This is a genomic window from Streptosporangium sp. NBC_01469, assembly GCF_036227305.1.
Taxonomy (GTDB): domain Bacteria; phylum Actinomycetota; class Actinomycetes; order Streptosporangiales; family Streptosporangiaceae; genus Streptosporangium.
This window is the reverse complement of record NZ_CP109465.1, coordinates 5,826,286-5,842,011: the sequence shown is the minus strand read 5'-3', so window position 1 is coordinate 5,842,011 and position 15,726 is coordinate 5,826,286. Positions and strand designations below refer to the sequence as shown.

16 protein-coding genes are annotated in these 15,726 nt (G+C 69.7%); 7 read left to right on the top strand and 9 right to left on the bottom strand.

Annotated elements, in window-relative coordinates; all coding sequences use genetic code 11:
* The first annotated feature begins 94 nt into the window (after positions 1 to 94).
* Complete coding sequence (locus OG587_RS25660; protein ID WP_329079560.1) at positions 95 to 643, top strand: hypothetical protein; 549 nt, start codon at positions 95 to 97, stop codon at positions 641 to 643.
* Between the two features lie 147 nt (positions 644 to 790).
* On the opposite strand, the gene OG587_RS25655 is transcribed toward OG587_RS25660, so the two are convergent.
* Positions 791 to 1,279: a hypothetical protein gene (locus OG587_RS25655; RefSeq protein ID WP_329079558.1), complete on the bottom strand. Its 489-nt coding sequence runs from the start codon at positions 1,277 to 1,279 to the stop codon at positions 791 to 793.
* Positions 1,280 to 1,761: 482 nt separating this feature from the next.
* On the opposite strand from OG587_RS25655, the gene OG587_RS25650 reads away from it, so the two are divergent.
* Positions 1,762 to 3,369: a M4 family metallopeptidase gene (locus tag OG587_RS25650; protein ID WP_329079556.1), complete on the top strand. Its 1,608-nt coding sequence runs from the start codon at positions 1,762 to 1,764 to the stop codon at positions 3,367 to 3,369.
* A 307-nt stretch (positions 3,370 to 3,676) separates the two neighbouring features.
* A complete protein-coding gene (locus tag OG587_RS25645; protein ID WP_329079554.1) occupies positions 3,677 to 5,128 on the top strand; it encodes an MFS transporter in 1,452 nt (483 codons plus the stop codon).
* A gap of 153 nt (positions 5,129 to 5,281) precedes the next feature.
* Here the strand turns inward: OG587_RS25645 and OG587_RS25640 are convergent, their stop codons facing one another.
* Positions 5,282 to 6,661, bottom strand: a complete 1,380-nt coding sequence (locus tag OG587_RS25640) for a helix-turn-helix transcriptional regulator (protein WP_329079552.1) — start codon at positions 6,659 to 6,661, stop codon at positions 5,282 to 5,284.
* Between the two features lie 323 nt (positions 6,662 to 6,984).
* On the opposite strand from OG587_RS25640, the gene OG587_RS25635 reads away from it, so the two are divergent.
* The 3 genes from OG587_RS25635 (at position 6,985) to OG587_RS25625 (ending at position 8,643) form a co-directional block, all read left to right on the top strand.
* Entirely contained in the window at positions 6,985 to 7,482 is a 498-nt protein-coding gene (locus OG587_RS25635) for an ATP-binding protein (protein ID WP_329079551.1), read from the top strand.
* A gap of 62 nt (positions 7,483 to 7,544) precedes the next feature.
* Positions 7,545 to 7,754 (top strand): hypothetical protein, encoded by a 210-nt coding sequence (locus OG587_RS25630; RefSeq protein WP_329079549.1) that lies wholly within the window; start codon positions 7,545 to 7,547, stop codon positions 7,752 to 7,754.
* A 28-nt stretch (positions 7,755 to 7,782) separates the two neighbouring features.
* Positions 7,783 to 8,643 carry a hypothetical protein gene (locus OG587_RS25625; protein ID WP_329079547.1) on the top strand — a complete coding sequence of 287 codons (861 nt, stop codon included), beginning with the start codon at positions 7,783 to 7,785 and terminating at the stop codon, positions 8,641 to 8,643.
* A 571-nt stretch (positions 8,644 to 9,214) separates the two neighbouring features.
* Here the strand turns inward: OG587_RS25625 and OG587_RS25620 are convergent.
* From OG587_RS25620 to OG587_RS25595, 6 genes are all read right to left on the bottom strand, one after another.
* The gene (locus OG587_RS25620) at positions 9,215 to 9,604 is read right to left on the bottom strand and encodes a nuclear transport factor 2 family protein (RefSeq protein ID WP_329079545.1); all 390 of its coding nucleotides are present in this window, start codon (positions 9,602 to 9,604) and stop codon (positions 9,215 to 9,217) included.
* Between the two features lie 558 nt (positions 9,605 to 10,162).
* Entirely contained in the window at positions 10,163 to 10,291 is a 129-nt protein-coding gene (locus tag OG587_RS25615; RefSeq protein ID WP_329079543.1) for a hypothetical protein, read from the bottom strand.
* 12 nt (positions 10,292 to 10,303) lie between these two features.
* A complete protein-coding gene (locus tag OG587_RS25610) occupies positions 10,304 to 11,959 on the bottom strand; it encodes a hypothetical protein (protein ID WP_329079541.1) in 1,656 nt (551 codons plus the stop codon).
* Positions 11,956 to 14,082, bottom strand: a complete 2,127-nt coding sequence (locus OG587_RS25605; RefSeq protein ID WP_329079539.1) for a hypothetical protein — start codon at positions 14,080 to 14,082, stop codon at positions 11,956 to 11,958. The genes OG587_RS25610 and OG587_RS25605 overlap by 4 nt, the downstream gene beginning before the upstream one ends.
* A 224-nt stretch (positions 14,083 to 14,306) precedes the next feature.
* Positions 14,307 to 14,576: a hypothetical protein gene (locus tag OG587_RS25600; RefSeq protein ID WP_329079537.1), complete on the bottom strand. Its 270-nt coding sequence runs from the start codon at positions 14,574 to 14,576 to the stop codon at positions 14,307 to 14,309.
* Positions 14,577 to 14,604: 28 nt separating this feature from the next.
* Complete coding sequence (locus tag OG587_RS25595) at positions 14,605 to 14,832, bottom strand: Tn3 family transposase (RefSeq protein WP_329094014.1); 228 nt, start codon at positions 14,830 to 14,832, stop codon at positions 14,605 to 14,607.
* A gap of 185 nt (positions 14,833 to 15,017) precedes the next feature.
* Here OG587_RS25595 and OG587_RS25590 point away from each other — a divergent pair, with 185 nt between their 5' ends.
* On the top strand, positions 15,018 to 15,218 hold the full coding sequence (locus tag OG587_RS25590; RefSeq protein WP_329079535.1) for a hypothetical protein: 201 nt from the start codon (positions 15,018 to 15,020) through the stop codon (positions 15,216 to 15,218).
* Positions 15,219 to 15,233: 15 nt separating this feature from the next.
* Here the strand turns inward: OG587_RS25590 and OG587_RS25585 are convergent, their stop codons facing one another.
* Positions 15,234 to 15,518 (bottom strand): DUF1540 domain-containing protein, encoded by a 285-nt coding sequence (locus tag OG587_RS25585; protein ID WP_329079534.1) that lies wholly within the window; start codon positions 15,516 to 15,518, stop codon positions 15,234 to 15,236.
* Positions 15,519 to 15,726 lie beyond the last annotated feature (208 nt).

Sequence of the window (15,726 nt, the reverse complement as noted above, 5' to 3'; positions counted from 1 at the left end):
TCGACTGTTCTTGTCCCGCTACGCGGGACAGTCCGCTTCACCCCCGGCTTGAAGGCCGGAGCACTACGGACGAAACCGGTAGAGTCGCACGACGATGAGAAAGCACACGATCACCGCCCTGTGGGAAGAGGTCCCCGACGGCGCCGACGACCTCGTCCTGGTGCGTGGCGGGTTCCGGACCTATCTGTGCGTGTGCGGAAAACAGCTGGCCGACCGGACGGCGGCGGAGTCGCACGCGTCTGAGACCGACCAGTGCACCACCTGCCTGGGCACCGCCGTCGAGGACATCGTGCCCGGCTTCTCCCAGAAGTGCACCTCCTGCGCCGGGACCGGCCGGCGCATGGCTCAGCTGACCTGGCAGCTCGCCCAGGTCGAGGCCGAGTCGGTGATCACCGTTGAGATCGTCCGCGGCCTGATCGCCGGTTTCGCCGAGCCGTTCCGGCTCTCCCAGGTCGCCGACCTGGTCCGCGAGACCCTCCACCTCCCGGCGGGCCGCCTGCCGGTCGGCCCGCGCGTCCGCGACATCCTGCGCGGCCTGGAGGCGGAGGGCGAGCTCGTGCTGGTCTCCGCCCCCGACGAACTGCTCCGCGGCACCTCGGTCATGCTCTACCGCGACCCGTACTGGGAACACGCCACCGGCTGAGCGCCCGCCGGACGGGCCCGGAGGCCTCGTGATCCTCGAGCCGGTTCCCTGTCGCGCGGCCTCCCGTTGGAGACCGCGTCGGCCGGTCGGAACGTCACGTACCCCGAGCGCCGGACGGCCGGGTGCCGTCGGATCCGACGGCACCGTTCACAGGGCGGTGTAGCCGAAGAACGCCAGCAGGGGATGTTCCGCTCCGCTGCCGAAGCACGCGGCGAGCGCGTAGCCGATGGCGGCCTCCTCCGGGCTCGGCGGGGCGATCCATTCGGCCCTGACCTCGCCGTCGGCGAGGGTGGTGAACTCCCCGAGGCCGTGCTTGCCACGGAAAAGGCCACTGGACACCTCGGAGATGGGAACCAGGGTGTAGGTGCTTCCCGCGTGGTCCACCTCGGCCCGGTAGGAGTGGCGCGTGACACGGCCCGGCGCGGGACGCAGCGGAATCTCGGTGCCGTCGAGGGTCATGGTCAGGTGCTCGGGCCCCCGGGTGCCGATGGGAATGTGCGGCTGCGCGACGGCTTCGGCCGATCGGCGCACGACGACCGCGGGAATCGCGTCACCCTCGACCCTCATGGTGCCGCCGTCCCGATCCAGCGTGAGCGTCAGCTCTCCCACGGTCGCGTCAGTGATCTGTACTTCCATGGCTGCAAGTATGCGAGCCCTCTCCACGCCTTGCCACGGAACAGGGCGAAGATCCTCGCCCTGCTCGCCCGGGGAACCGCCCGGCGGTCAGAAGCCGTAGGCGGAGAGATAGGTGACCATCGAGAAGTGGCCGACCTGGGTGGTGCCCTTGTGGCAAATGACGTACCGGATGTTCAAGGCTCTTGATAACCCGCGACCGCGCCCTTGAGAAGACCCAATCTCGCGAGGCTTCCCGACTCCGGTAATTCTCCCGAGTCGCGGAACGGCGGGCGCGATCCCGCCCGCCCCGAGAACGCTCCCGCGCAGGTGAGCGCACTACCGGAGGGTCCACGCCGGTACGCGCAGCAGCCCATATCACGACGTTATGGAATTTTGTGAGGTATTCCTCCGCCCCTCTCGGTGTCAACTTTAGGTGGCCCGGACTCTTAGGGCTCCTTGCATCCCTCCTACCCCCCCAGGGACATCGAGAGGAGTCACCCCGCGTGAATCCGAAGGTCAAGCTTGGCGCCGTGGCCGTACTGGCCGTCGCCGCCATGATCACCCCCACGGCGGTGAACGCCGCCACCCCGGCGGACAACGCCGCAGCCCGCACCGCGTCAGCCGAGCCGCCGGTGTTCGCACCGCCGGACGCGGAGTCGCGCAACCGTGCGGTCGCCACCGCCAACACGACCCTCGCCGCCAGGTCCGAAGCCGTCCTCAAGGGACGGAACGAGAAGTTCACCCTGGCCAGGAACATCGCCGGTGCCTACGGCCTGCAGTACCTGACCTACGCGCGCACCTACCGTGGGCTGCCTGTCTACGGCGGTGACGTGGTCGTCTCCACCGACAGGGCCGGAGAGCTCGTCGGGACCGTGAGCTCGGGCCAGCAGGCCAGGATCACGATCGACGTCACGAGCAAGGTGGACGCCGCCACCGCGGCCGCCACCGCCCGCGCGCAGCTGCCCGTCGTGGAGACCGTGGCCACGCCCAGGCTGGTCGTGCACGCGACCACCACCACGCCCAAGCTGGCCTGGGAGGTGGTCGTCAACGGCGCCACCGCCGAGGCCCCGAGCGTCCTGCACGTCTTCGTGGACGCCCTCGACGGATCGATCGTCGACTCCTACGACGACGTGCACGCCGGAACCGGCAACAGCCACTACAACGGCAACCCGGTGACCATCCAGACCTCGGGTTCGGGCAGCTCGTACTCGATGACCGACACCACCCGCCCCGGCCTGCGCTGCGGCGGCCAGAACGGCACCGCCTACACCGGGACCGACGACTCCTGGGGTAACGGCTCGGGCACCAACCTGGAGACCGCCTGCGTCGACGTGCTGTACGCGGCCCAGACAGAATGGAACATGCTCAGCGGCTGGCTGGGCCGCAACGGGTTCAACGGCTCCGGCGGCGCCTTCCCCGCCCGGGTCGGCCTGACCGCTGTCAACGCCTACTGGAACGGCAGCTACACCAGCTTCGGGCGCAACAGCGCGAACACCAAGCAGGTCACCCCGATGGACGTGGTCGGCCACGAGTACGGCCACGCCATCTTCCAGACCTCCGGCAGCGGCGGCGGAGGCAGCGGCAACGAGTCCGGCGGCCTGAACGAGTCGACCGGCGACATCTTCGGCGCGCTGACCGAGCACTACGCCAACCAGCCCGCCGCCCTCGACCCGCCGGACTACCTGGTGGGCGAGGAGGTCAACCTGACCGGCGCGGGCGAGATCCGCAACATGTACAACCCCTCGGCCAAGGGACACCCGAACTGCTACAGCTCGTCCATCCCCTCCACCCCGGTGCACGCGGCGGCCGGGCCGCAGAACCACTGGTTCTACCTGCTCTCCGAGGGCACCAACCCGGTGGGCAAGCCGGCCAGCTCCGTCTGCTCGGGTCCGACGAGCCTGACCGGTATCGGCATCCAGAAGGCCGGCCGCATCTACATGGCCGGGCTGAACACTAAGACCGCCCCGTGGACGCACGCGAAGGCGCGGAGGGCCACCGTGGCCGCCGCCAAGTCGCTCTTCCCGAGCGGCTGCGTCGAGGTCAACGCGGTCAAGGCCGCCTGGAGCGCGGTGAACGTCCCGGCCACGAGCGGCGAGGTGTCGTGCCCATGACGCAGGGCGGTCCCCCGCACCGACGGTGATCGCACCGTCCGGGGGGATTCACCGGCCATACCCGGACGGACCGGTGCGGCGGGCGGCGATGGGGCCGCCCGCCGCACTTTCGTACGTGGCACGTGGCAAGCCCGACCCCTGGCCCTCGCGGGCGCGTCTCCGAGGGCCGGATTGCGAATTGAGAAGTCGGAAAAGGGTACGTATGCGCTGCTGAAAGGTGGAGAGCTCAACCGGAGATGGGGAACGAGGCGGTCATGACGATCCTCAGCCGGCCAGGGGCCGGGGCACCGCTCCCCCACGCGGCCGGATGAGCACCGGACCGGACAGGGTGACGTCCTCCTGTGACCACGGGGGAGCGGATCCGCGCCGCTGGAAGGCGCTGACCGTCTGCCTCGTCGCCGGTTTCATGACCCTGCTGGACGTCAGCATCGTCAACGTGGCGCTGCCCTCCATACGCACCGGGCTGGACGCCCCGCAGAGCGCCCTGCAGTGGGTGGTCTCCGGGTACGCGCTCACCTTCGGGCTGGTACTGGTCCCCGCCGGGCGGTTCGGCGACATGCACGGCCGGCGCGACGCGTTCGTCTTCGGCGTCGTACTGTTCACCGTGGCCAGCGCGGCGGCCGGAATCGCCCAGAACCCGACCCTGCTGGTCGTCGCGAGACTCGTGCAGGGAGTGGCCGGCGGAGTGATCAACCCGCAGGTCAGCGGGCTGATCCAGCAGCTCTTCCGGGGAGCGGAGCGAGGCAGGGCGTTCGGGATGCTGGGCACCGTCATCGGCGTCTCGACCGCGATCGGCCCGTTGCTCGGCGGGATGCTCATCAACCTCGGCGGCGACACCGACGGGTGGCGCCTCGTCTTCTACGTCAACGTGCCGATCGGCATCCTGGCCGTGGTCCTGGCGTACCGCTACATCCGGCCCCCGGTGAGCGGGGCGCGCCCCCGGGAGAACATGGACCCCGTGGGCGTGCTGCTGCTCGCCACCGGTGTCGTCCTGGTGCTCCTGCCGCTCGTCGAGGGGCAGGAGTGGGAGGCCTCGGCGAAGTGGCCGACTCTGCTCGCCGGACTCGCCGTACTCGCCGCCTTCACGGCCTGGGAGCGCCGGTACGGGCGGTACCACCAGCCGGTCGTCGACCTGTCCCTGTTCCGCAGGCGCTCGTACGCGCTCGGCGCCCTGCTCGGGGCGCTCTACTTCGCGGGCTTCACCGCGATCTTCTTCATCCTCACCCTGTACCTGCAGAACGGCCTGGGCTACTCGGCCCTGGAGGCGGGGCTGGCGACCACGCCGTTCGCGGCGGGGTCGGCGGTGACCGCCCTGTTCGGCGGCAGGATCGTCACCCGGCTGGGCCGCCCGCTGGTGGTCGCCGGGCTGGTGCTGGTCGCGGTCTCCCTGGCCGTCACCGCGCTCGCCGTGGAACTGGTCCCCGGCACGCACGTGGCCTGGGCCACCGCGGTGCCGCTGCTCCTCGCCGGCCTGGGCAGCGGCCTGGTGATCTCCCCGAACCAGACGCTGACCCTGTCCGAGGTGCCGGTCCCCAGGGCGGGCGCCGCCGGGGGCGTGCTCCAGACGGGACAGCGCATCGGCGCCGCCGTCGGCATCGCGGCGATCGGCTCGGTGTTCTTCTCCGAGGTCGCCTCCTCGCACGGCGACTACGCGACGGCCTTCCGGCACTCGCTGCTGGTCACCATCGCCTTCGTGCTGGTCGCGCTGGTCGTGGCCGTCACCGACGTGATCACCTCCCGCCGAACCACCCGGCCCTGATCGGCACCTGGTGGACGGTGGCCACCCCGGGCTTGATCAGCTCTCCGACGGTGGTCATCGGCAAAAAAGACTCTCGCGAACTTCACCCCATCCGCCTGGCTCACCGTCGTCACACTCCCGGACGGTTCGCCGCCCATGAAAGATCGCACCTGGTCAGGCGGCCAGCTCACTGTTCAGGTGATCGCGGAACTCGCGAACCATCACGCTGTCCTCGTACGGCTCAAGCTGTCCGGCGAACCGTTGAAGGCGCTCCACCGTGCGAGCGGAGGTCAGCGCCTTGGTCGCCGGGATGGCGGCCCGTGCACAGGCGAGGGCTTGATCCAGCTCGCCCATTCCCAAATACGCCCCAGCGGCACTCAGCCGGTTGATCTGGGCGGATCGAGGAAGGCGCTCACTGAATTCGGTCACCGCCGCTTCCGCGCAAGCCGCCGCCCGCGCGTAATCACCCAGCAGCCGCCAGCACCCGCCCGCCTGCCCGTTCAGCTCCACCTCGTCGTACTTGTCGATCCACTCCGGATCGCGGTCAGTGGTCCCTTGGGCATAGGCGCGCTCGACTTCGACGAGCAGTTGCTCGACCTGCTTGGCACTGTGCCGATCGTGGGTCTCAGCCGGTTTGGTCTGCAAGGCCGTCGCCCTGGCCTCCCTGGCCAGCATCAAGGCCATGACGCGAGGGGGCGCCTGCGCCCGACGGGCGGTGTCGACGGCGGCTCTGGCCAGCCATACCGCCCAACTGCCCTCTTCCAGATGGATGGCCTGCAAGGTCAGCGTCGCCAGCACCCAGGCGCCGGTCAGCGGGTCGTCACCGCTCTTGGCCAGCCGCAGCGCCTGCCCGAAGTGCTGCTGTGCCTGGCCGTGCCGGTTCAAATCGAAGGCCGTCCAACCCGCCAGCCAGGTCATCCCGGCCGCCGCCGTCATCAGCTCGGAGCCAACCCGGTCGTCGTAGCGGCCCCGCAGCAACGGCGTCACGCTCTCGTTCAGGTATTTGACCACCACCGGGCGCACCAGCCCGGCCCCGAACCGCTGGTCTATCTGGCCGAACGCCTTCTGTGCCTCGACGATCCGCGCCACGTCGGCGAGACCCACCACACGCCCCGCACCCTCCTGCTGGGCGGCCGACGCGATCGGAGTGCCGTAGTTCCAGGAGACCAGCCACTCCCCCAGGGCTCCGGGCACGAACGGCAGCGAGGCCAGCAGGTGACGCCGGGACGGATCCATCTCCAACCTCCACAGAAGCGCGGCCGACCTCACGGTAGCCGCCGGTGAGCCGTCGCCACAGCCCGCGATCGGCCACGATGATGTCTCCCCGTAGGACCAGCCGTCTATCCACCGCTCGACCTCGACCGCCTCGACCTCGAACACGGCGGCGATCCGCGGCCGGTAGCAGGCACGCACCCCCTGCTCGCCGCGCTCCCACCGCGCCCAGGTCGTCGGCGTCACCCCGAGAGCCTCCGCCGCCGCCTCCTGGCTCATCCCCCGCCGCACCCGCGCCCTCACCAGCTCAGGACGCTCCTTACGACTCCGTGACCCACCCATGCCACTCTCCTTTGGTAGCCGAATGACTACCCATTGTGATTAAGGAGAGTCGCCGCGCACCACCCCACCCCGGGAAACGACCAGGGATCGACCATCCTCGCCACGCCGATCTTCATTCCGTCCCGAACGAGCAGGCTTCGACGTTCATCCCACTCCGCCCATCGCGTTTCCTGCTGTCCACGGCTACCGACAGCGAACGGAGTGTGCTCATGCGGCCATCCGGCGGCATCCCCCATGGTGCTCACGGCCACCCCGGCGAGGATCTGACCTTCCCCGCGAATCACGACCGAAGAGGCACCGGCTCAGCGGGACAGGACGCCGACATGGTGAGATGTGGCGACGTTCACGCGCTGGTGAAGGTCCTTCAGCCGGGCTCGGCCTCGCGCCGCGCCCGCGCCGTGGTCCGGGAGGTGCTCCGGGAAGCCGGTCTGGACGACGACGCCATCGCCGACGCGGAGACCATCGTGGCGGAACTGGCCGCCAACGCCGAGAGGCACGCCCGTCCCCCGTACGAGCTGCGCGTCCTCAGCCTGGACGGCGTCCCCGCCTGGTGCGAGGTCGTCGACGGCGACCCAGACCTCCACGAGGTCCGCATCATTCTCGGCCTCCTCCACTCGGTGGAGGAGATCGGCCTGCCCCTGCTCGCTGAGAACGGTCGCGGCCTGCTCCTGGTCCACCGGCTCTCCCAAGGGCGGTGCCATGTCCACCCCACCACGACCCACACCACCGGCACCCCCGGCAAGGCCGTCACCTTCGCCCTCCCCCGCCTGACCTTCCCCGCTCTCCCCGGCTCCGGTAGTGATGGGGATCCGTCCGCCTGAAGGTTCAGGCCCCTCGATCACGCTAACTCCTGGTGGCCCTGAAAACAGAAAGGAGCCTGTCGATGAAGCGCCCTATCGCAGCCCTGACCCTTGTTTCGGCCCTTGCCCTGAGCGGGTGCACAGGCGATGAGACCTTCGGCAACCCCGCTACGGCCCAGATCACCCAGGGGAATCACGAAGCACTCGACGTCTCGATTCTCCGGGTCGCGGCGTCCGACTTCCAGGCCCTGCCCTCACCGGAGGCACTGGCCCGGCCTTACAGGGTGCCCTGACGGTCCTGGGGACCTCGATAATCTTCGGATGCTGCGATTGCTGCGATTATTGGTGACGCTCCTGACGGTGACTGTGCTTGTCGGCGGCGACCACCTCCCCAGACGGCTCACATTCGATGATTACGCCGCCCGTGCCGTCTGGACCTGGCAGGCCGGCGGCGCGGCGGAGATCTGGCGCAACGGCTTCGTCCCGACGGAGGACCTGAGCCAGATGCGGCAGGACGTGGAGAAGCAGATCTCCAGTGATGAGGAGTACGGCTTCGCCGTGGCCGGACCGCTCCCCGTAACCCCGAAAGAGGCGCGAATCCGCTGGGATGACGGCTCCACCATGCGGGTCCCCGTGATCGGTGCACGCCAGGCGCTGATCGCATTGTCCCCCTTCGAGATGGAGGCCTCCGCCCAGGACGATCGGGCGTACAAGATGACCGCCGCCACCTTCACGACCATGCGCCTGCGGACCCTGCGCGGCATGGCCACCGTCCCGGCGTGGCGGTTGTCCTTCTCGAACCTGCCCGGCCCGATCGACCACGTCGCGGTCGACCGGGCCACGCTCGGCACCGTCGAGGACGCCGTCGGTGACCACCTGGCCCCCGATGTCAGAGGCTTCGAGGTGCTCGACGAGCGCACACTGCGGGTGAGCTACGACTACGGCGTCTGCGACAGCCGAGAGACGCCGACCGTCCACCTCCGGACCGACGAGCGGCCCGACGTCGTGGTCCTCGGGATCAAAGTTCGCAAGCGCATCGGTAACGGCTTGTGCGCGGGCGTCGGCGCATCCGGTGAGGGCGTCGTCCGGCTCCAGGAGCCGCTGGGCAGCCGGGTGGTGCTGGATGCGAAGAGCCAGCTTCCCATCTGCCTCCATTGGCCGGGCCCTTGCCGCGCCGGGTGACCTGGGGCGCGTCCTGGCACTGACCGCCGCCATCGGCGGCCTCCGGGTCTCGGGCCGTGGGTAAGACTGGTGCACCAGGTACACGATCGCTATCGCCGGACAGCGCATCGGCATCGGCCACGCCGGAGCGACATTGATCGTGGTCGTCGTCTTGCTGACGCCTTCTGGTTGGCGACGGCCGTGGTTCAGGCGCCAACACCAGAGGAATGGGGACTGTTCATGCGCGCACCGTAGCGCCAGACCGCACAACGTGTCTCCGGTGGGACTGTACGGTTTTCGGCTCTGGCTCACTTTCGGCGGTGACCGAGCGTGGTCACAGGTGATGAGAGCGCGCTGGGGACGAATCAGCCGGTCAAAAGGGTGCCGTGGCGCGGTCCGGCGAACAGGCGCACGGACGATCGCGCGGTCCTGCGGGCGTCTGGTGAGGAACCCGCCCAACTCCACGACGTCAGCTTGAAGCGCACGTTCCCTTACCACCGGAAGTGAGCCAGAGCCGTTAACTGGACAGACCCGGCGGGCTCGTCGAACGCGGGCCTGAGCTTCCCCCCGCAGGACGGAGTGGCTCGCCCGCTTACGCCGGGCTGGCGTGGGCGGCCAGGATGCGCCACCCGTGCTCGTTCGTGTGAACCCACGTCCGCGTGTAGCTCATCCGTCCGGCGAATGGCGTTCCGGCGAAGCTGCCTTCCAGCGTGCCGAGGAAGCAGGTGACGCCGGTGTTCCCCACAACGAGCACGGTGAGGTCTTCCTGGAGGAGTTTCGTCAGGACCAGTGTTCGTGAGCGGTGATTGTGGAGATCGAGCTGCTTGGCATCCGGGTGGCACTGGTTGTCCGGCGGTCCGGTGAAGACGAGCCGCTCATCGAGCAGCCGGTCCAGCTCTTCGACGTCTCCGGCGAGCTGTGCCGCCTGCAGGCGCTGTTCGGCCTTGGCCAGTTCGTCAATGAGGGTGGTGTGGTCGGCCATGAGGAACCCTCTCCAGCGATCGATCCCGCGCGAAGTGAACAGAGTAGTGCTTTAAGGGGTGGACCGCAGCCCGGGTCGGCGCTCATAGGAAACGTCGTGGCTTAACAGTGTTGCTAGAACGTACGGCGAGGGCGGTCTTGCCGTAGGCCGGCGGTGCCGACGATCAGCGCCAGGGTCATCTCGGGACCCCTCCCCAACGAGGGAGTCGAGCTCCAATCGGCGCGGCGCCCACGTCGGCGAGCCTGTGTCGCGGTCCCGCGAGCGCGTCGGCGACCCGTCCGGAACGGCACAAAGCCAGACGTTCGCGCCCGCACGTACCCCGAGGTTGAGCACCTATAGGAAGCTGGACCTCTCGGCGACAACACCGTTGCCCTTGCTCTTGTTATCGATCAAGGTCGCCTGCATGGCCTTCTCCGCGTTCGACGCTGAGTTCGATGCAGACCGGGTTGGTTTGAGCCTCGGCATCCAGGCCAACTCGACCTACTTGAAAGAAGAGATCATCGCTCTCTGACCTGCAGGAAGAGTCCTCCGGCCCTAGATAAACACCCGATGTCTGGTTCACCCGAACCCCGCGCGGAGCGGATCACCGGGAGGCGGCACCGTGCTGCGCTGGTCGTAGCCCGTGGCGGGGACGTCCCATACCAGGATGCGCCAGTCAGTGCCGTACTCCTGATACTCCTCATCCAAGAAGTACTCCACTCAGGTCGGGATGGTGGCCAGGCCGCGGCGCGCGATCAGCTCGCCGAGCACCCGCCGCGTGCGATCGACCTCCGTCAGGGCCGCACGCTCTCTCTCCTTGGCCTGCCGGTAGACGGCGTAGGTGCGTTCGCACGCCTCCGCCTCTTCGGACAGTCCCGCCTCACGCAGTTTCCGCACCATCGCCGCGTGCGCGAGGTCCGCCGTGCTCTCGGCGTTGTCGCTGACCGCGGCGGCCTCCCCGGCCAGCCAGGCCAGGTTCAAGTAGTACGGCGCCTCCTTGATCCGGTTGATCTCCGCCTCGACGCGCTCCGTCTCCCGCGACTCGGGGACGGATCCGCCCAGGTCCCGGATCACGGACGCGGCGAGGTCGGTGAAGAGGGCGGCGTGGTCCGCGTCGAGGAACCGGGCCGAGAGCCGATCCCAGTGGGCCGCGAGGCCTCGCGCGCGGATCTCCGCGCCCAGCTCGGCCAGCGCGTCACCGAGCGCGTCGTCGCTCAGCGCCGGGTCGGTGACCAGAGGAATGATCCTGTTTCGATCGGCGGACGTGGCACCCGGATCACTGCCGAGGCCCGCCGCCCGCTCGACCAGGTGAAGACGCCGCTCCGGCTCGGAGGGACGGGGCTCCACGTCCGGCAGGTACCGTCGCGCCTGCTCCATCAACCGGTAGATCGCCGACGACGAACTCCCGTTCATGGCCGCGTGCAGTTCCTCCCGTATCCGGCCGGCCTCCGGCGTCTCACCCACCTGTTCCAGCGCCTCGTACACCGCCGCGCCCGCCATGAGGGCCTGGTCGAGGAAGTAGACCTGTGCGTCGTCTCCCACCGCCATCGCGTGCAGTTCGACCGGTTGCGACAGGTAGGACTCCCGGTCACCGCCGTCGCCGTCGTTCAGGTACGCGGCGAAGTTGCTCTTGAACGCCCCGGCCTGCTTCTCCCTGGGGTCACCGGCCAGCCGTCCCGCGTCCAGATCGGCGACCAGGCTGTACTGGTAGTTGTGCGTGCCCTCGTGCAGCACGGTGTTCACCGCTTCGTGGAATTCCTCCCAGCCGGGCGCCTTCGTGATGAGTTCGAGCACTCTGTCGGCCTCGAAGTACTGGCCCATGCTGTTGCCGGGGATGGGCTCCGGTCCGTCCCCCAGGAGCTCCACCGTGGGCACCCGGTCTCGGCCCATCTCCAGCACCTGGCACTGGACTTCGAGGATCGAGCGGACGATGTCCCCGCGTTCCTTCGTCGAGGCGTTCCGCCAGCGGCGCGGCGCGTCCGGCAACTGCTCGGCGACCGCTTCAAAGACCTGCGACTGCCTGAGCCTGTCGTCTTCCGCGAAGCCGGGGTCGAGCGTCTTCATGCTCCGGTAGAGGCTGCCCAACTGCGACGAGTACCGGCCGACGGGGTCGGGTTCCGACGCCATCGAGCTCAGCAGGGAGAACTTCCGGTCGAGGGACAGGGTGTGCAACCCCTCCTGCCCACGGTCGATGAAGACGGCCGCCTCCTCCTGCGTCTGCGGGCCGCGCGTCCGGACGCCGCCCGGGCGGGGCGTGGCATCGGGATTCGCCTCCCCCGGGCGGATCTGGGGTGCCGGAGAGCGCAGCTTCTCGCGCTTGGTCGTCTGCAGGAGGGCGGGAGCCGACTGCGATCTCGGCCTTCGGGGGGTGGTCATCGCGGGTCCTCGCTCTTCGCGTTCGCGCCGCGCGCGGCCGCGCGCACCGCCTCGGCCTGCGATTGTGCCAATACCTCGGCCCTGGCCGCCCCAGCGGCGCGGGTCGTCGCGGCGAGGTACGCGATCGACCCGTGGGCGAGGTCCGCGTACGCGTGCGCGGCCCGGGCCGCGGCGACCGCAGCGTCGCGGAACAGCTGCGCCTCGGCCGACGCGTCCGCCGCCTCCGCCTCGTTCGCGGCGGCCTCGGCGTGGGTGATGATCCTGCGGGCGGCGGCGGTGGCGGCCAGCGCCGCGGCCTGCTCGGCGCCATCGGCGAGCTCGGTGGCCGAGGCCGCCTGAGCCCGCGCGGCCGCGACCGCCGACTGGACGGCCTCGTCCATGACCCTCTGGCCAAGGTCTCGCGCGCGGGCCACCGCCGTGGCCGCGTCCTCGGCGGCGGCCCGCGCTGCCTTGGCGGCATCGCCCGCGAGGCCGTCCTGCCGCTCCGCGGCCAGCCTGAGCCGCTGGAAGGCGCCGCTCTCGGCGCCATGGGCCTGGGTATCGAACATCCGCCTGAGCGGGCCCTCCCGATGGTCGGAGTCGAGCAGGGCGCGGACCGGCGCGAGCTCCTGATCCGTGAAACCGGGCCGCTCGTCGAGCCACTGCAGGATCTCGACCTTGAAGCGCTCGACGGGGTTCTTCGCCGCCAGGTACCGGGCGGTGAGGTCCATCGCGGTGACCATCGGGGCCGCGACCTCGCCTCCGAGCGCCGCGCCGAACCGCCGCAGCATCGCCTCGGGCGGACGGGGGGAGGCGGCGAGCGCCACCTCGAAGAGTGCCCGTCCCTCCTGCTGGAGGGCGGCGGTGAACGCGTACCTGGCCTCCAGCCCGGCCTTTATCGCCTGCCGTTCCAGGGGCTGGTTCAGGTACGCCAGGTGGTCGCCGCCGCCGGGCCGGGTGCGCACGTACCCGCGGCCGATGTTGACCGCGAACAGCTCGGCCTGCAGGTACCGCGGGTCCGCCGGATCGAGCCGGCCGGCCCGCAGCTCGCCTATCAGCCAGCCCTGGTAGTTGTGCGTGTTCTCGTGCACGAGGGCCTCGACGACCAGCGGGAACGACTCCCACATCGGGGTCCGGGTGTTCATCTCGATCGTCAGGCGGGCGTCGACGAACGCCGCCAGATCGGTCACGGACCGCTCGCCGTCGCCGACGTCGACGGAACCCTCGCCGAGCACGATCCGGGGCAGGCGCCCCAGGATGCCCAGCCGCTCGCAGTGGAGCCGCACCGCCTTGTTCAGGACGCCGGCGCGTTCCTCCGCCGGCATCCCCGGCCATCGGCGGGTGACTCCGGAGAACTCCGCCACCAGGGCGGCGCGTGCCTGAGCGCGCAGCGGGTCGTCGACCTTCTCGAACTCCGGGTCGAGCGGCGTGTCTTGCAGGATCCGTACGCGCGCGGCGTGCGCGGCCTCGGATACGGGCAGGCCCCCGCCGAGCAGGTCCGTGAGCAGGCCACGCCGCTCAGCGAGCGTGAGCTCCCCCTCCCGCTGTGCCCCGGCGATAGCGGCCTCCCGCCGGGCGGGTGCCCCGGCGGCGGCCTTCTCCAGCACCGCCGCGATCATCTGGGCGTCCTCAACGCTCGTCGCCGACTTCATGAACTTCGCGACGGATGGGATGTCCAGCGGCCGATCGGCGAGCACCGCCGGCAGCGCCCCGGCCACGTCGAGCATCGCGTAGTACCGCTCCGACTCCATGAGCCGGAGCTGGTAGCCGTCGGAACCGAGGTCGGGGGGCTCGCGGAACCTCTCCGACTGCCCGGGGAAGGCCTCCTTCAGGGGGACCAGCCGGCCCTCCTCCAGTGCCTGCGCGAGGTCCCACAGCATCGAGGCCAGCGACAGGGCCGGCGTGGCGTCCCGCGGAACATCCTGGGAGGCGGCGGACGGGGCCGGCAGATCGCGCTTCGACTTGACCCAGTCCGGCGCGGCCGGGGGAACACCGTTCGTGCGGTCGTCCGCACCCGTCGCACCGTCCGCGCCGTCCGCACCCGTCGCGCCGGTCAACGGTGCGCGCGGGCGTACGACCGGTTTCGTGTCGGGAGGCGCGGGGGCGAGTGTGCGTGGCGAGGTCGCCCGGGGATTCTTCTTCATTCGGCCTCATATGACGTGGAACGTTCCCTGATCATCCGCCCCAAGATAGGTGACACCCAACATGCCGTACAGACCCGTTATCGGTGGCTCGTTCGCACCCATTGTCGGGGCCAGAGCTCGATCACGGATCTTGATTGCGTCAGGGGCAGAGCGTCGTTGGGGCAAGCCTGGCCGACGGCTCGGGTCGTCCGGGTGTGCCCACTCCTGAACAGTCCGTCTGCGGCCTACGGAAGGTCATCCGCGTCCGGGATCCACCGCGCCCGTATCTGTTGAGCGGCGTCCAGGGCAGCCTGTCCTGCCACCTTGTCCGACTCGTCGTCGGTGGTGTCCAGCACGACATAGATCGCGGCTTCGACGGTCTTCCACTCCTGCTCGAGTTGCCGCCGGGTCAGCCCGTCGTGCCGCTCCAGCTCCCGGTAAATCCGGCGGGTCTGGCGCATCAGGTCCTCGTAGGTCGCTGCTGCTGAGTCCGGTGTCTCCTCCATGGTTCCCACGTTGCCACCCTCTGTTGCGCCCTGCTGGTCAGATCTCGTCGTCATCCTCCGCTGCGTCCGGGTCGCGTAGGTCGCGGACGGCGCCGGACGCGAGGTCGGGCAGGGCGAAGGTGTAGGTGCCGTGGACGCCGAGGTGGGAGTAGTGGACGAACGGCGAGAGCCGGGCCATGTCCTCTTCCCGGACGGGGTAGTCCTGGGCTTTGAGCTGGTGGACGGCGGCATCGAGGTAGACGGTCGTCCAGAGGAGCGCGGTCAGCGCGGTCGCTCGTCACGCAGCGGCCGCCGGGCGGGGGGTGGCTCGGGTGGCAGCCGCGTCGCGCTGCATCCGCAGGTAAGCACGAGCGGCTTGGTGGTCGGCGCGGCCGCGGTGATCGCGCGGGTAGCGGGCCTGGTTGGGGTTCAGCCAAGGTGAGCCCAAAAGCCGCAATACATGATCGTTAAGTGGCTTCCAGGCGACGGCCCATCTGGAGTGGGTGGACGGCCTCGGCGACCCGGCGTGTCTCCGGAGCGTGGGCCGCGCTCAGCGCCGCCTGCCACCACCACGGCTACGAGCTCAGCCCGACAGCCGGTGAACTGCGGGCCCTTTACAACGAGGTGCGTCTCCTCACCGAACGCCTCGGCCCGGTCTCTCCGCCGTCCTGACCGGGCCGCCCGGCGTCAGGCGGGCGCGTACGTGAGGCAGTCGATGTCTTGCTGCGCGTAGCCGACGACGATGCCGGAGGCCTGGCACTCGTACTGGACGTTGTGCTGGCAGTTGGCCATCTTGCAGGCGCCGACGCGGCCGGTGGCGGCCGGGTCGCCGCCCTTCGACGGGACCTTGAAGAAGGTCTCGCACTCCGCGTGGCTGCTGTTGCCGACCGTGATGGCCAGGGCGTGGCAGATGTGTTCCGTGTTGTACGCGCACGCCTCGACCTGGCACTCGTTGACCGCGGGCATCTCCATGGCTGAACTCTCCTAGGGCTCGGGCCGGTCCCGGGCTCGACGAGCCATCGCCGGGGCCATCACCCATTGGTTTGTCTGGTTGTCACCGCTTGGCAGCGTCGGCACATCCGGCCGGCGCTCTGGTCGTCGAGCTGCTCACGCGCCGTGTCCCGATCACGATCTTCGATTCGCGGTCGGACGGACGCGGCCTGTGCCCGCAGCACGGGCA

Excerpts from the sequence above, each read along its gene's own strand:
- OG587_RS25660 (WP_329079560.1), top strand. The coding sequence starts at position 95 with ATGAGAAAGCACACGATCACCGCCCTGTGGGAAGAGGTCCCCGACGGC.
- OG587_RS25655 (WP_329079558.1), bottom strand. The coding sequence starts at position 1,279 with ATGGAAGTACAGATCACTGACGCGACCGTGGGAGAGCTGACGCTCACG.
- OG587_RS25645 (WP_329079554.1), top strand. The coding sequence starts at position 3,677 with ATGAGCACCGGACCGGACAGGGTGACGTCCTCCTGTGACCACGGGGGA.
- OG587_RS25640 (WP_329079552.1), bottom strand. The coding sequence starts at position 6,661 with ATGGGTGGGTCACGGAGTCGTAAGGAGCGTCCTGAGCTGGTGAGGGCG.
- OG587_RS25635 (WP_329079551.1), top strand. The coding sequence starts at position 6,985 with ATGGTGAGATGTGGCGACGTTCACGCGCTGGTGAAGGTCCTTCAGCCG.
- OG587_RS25630 (WP_329079549.1), top strand. The coding sequence starts at position 7,545 with ATGAAGCGCCCTATCGCAGCCCTGACCCTTGTTTCGGCCCTTGCCCTG.
- OG587_RS25625 (WP_329079547.1), top strand. The coding sequence starts at position 7,783 with ATGCTGCGATTGCTGCGATTATTGGTGACGCTCCTGACGGTGACTGTG.
- OG587_RS25620 (WP_329079545.1), bottom strand. The coding sequence starts at position 9,604 with ATGGCCGACCACACCACCCTCATTGACGAACTGGCCAAGGCCGAACAG.
- OG587_RS25610 (WP_329079541.1), bottom strand. The coding sequence starts at position 11,959 with ATGACCACCCCCCGAAGGCCGAGATCGCAGTCGGCTCCCGCCCTCCTG.
- OG587_RS25605 (WP_329079539.1), bottom strand. The coding sequence starts at position 14,082 with ATGAAGAAGAATCCCCGGGCGACCTCGCCACGCACACTCGCCCCCGCG.
- OG587_RS25585 (WP_329079534.1), bottom strand. The coding sequence starts at position 15,518 with ATGGAGATGCCCGCGGTCAACGAGTGCCAGGTCGAGGCGTGCGCGTAC.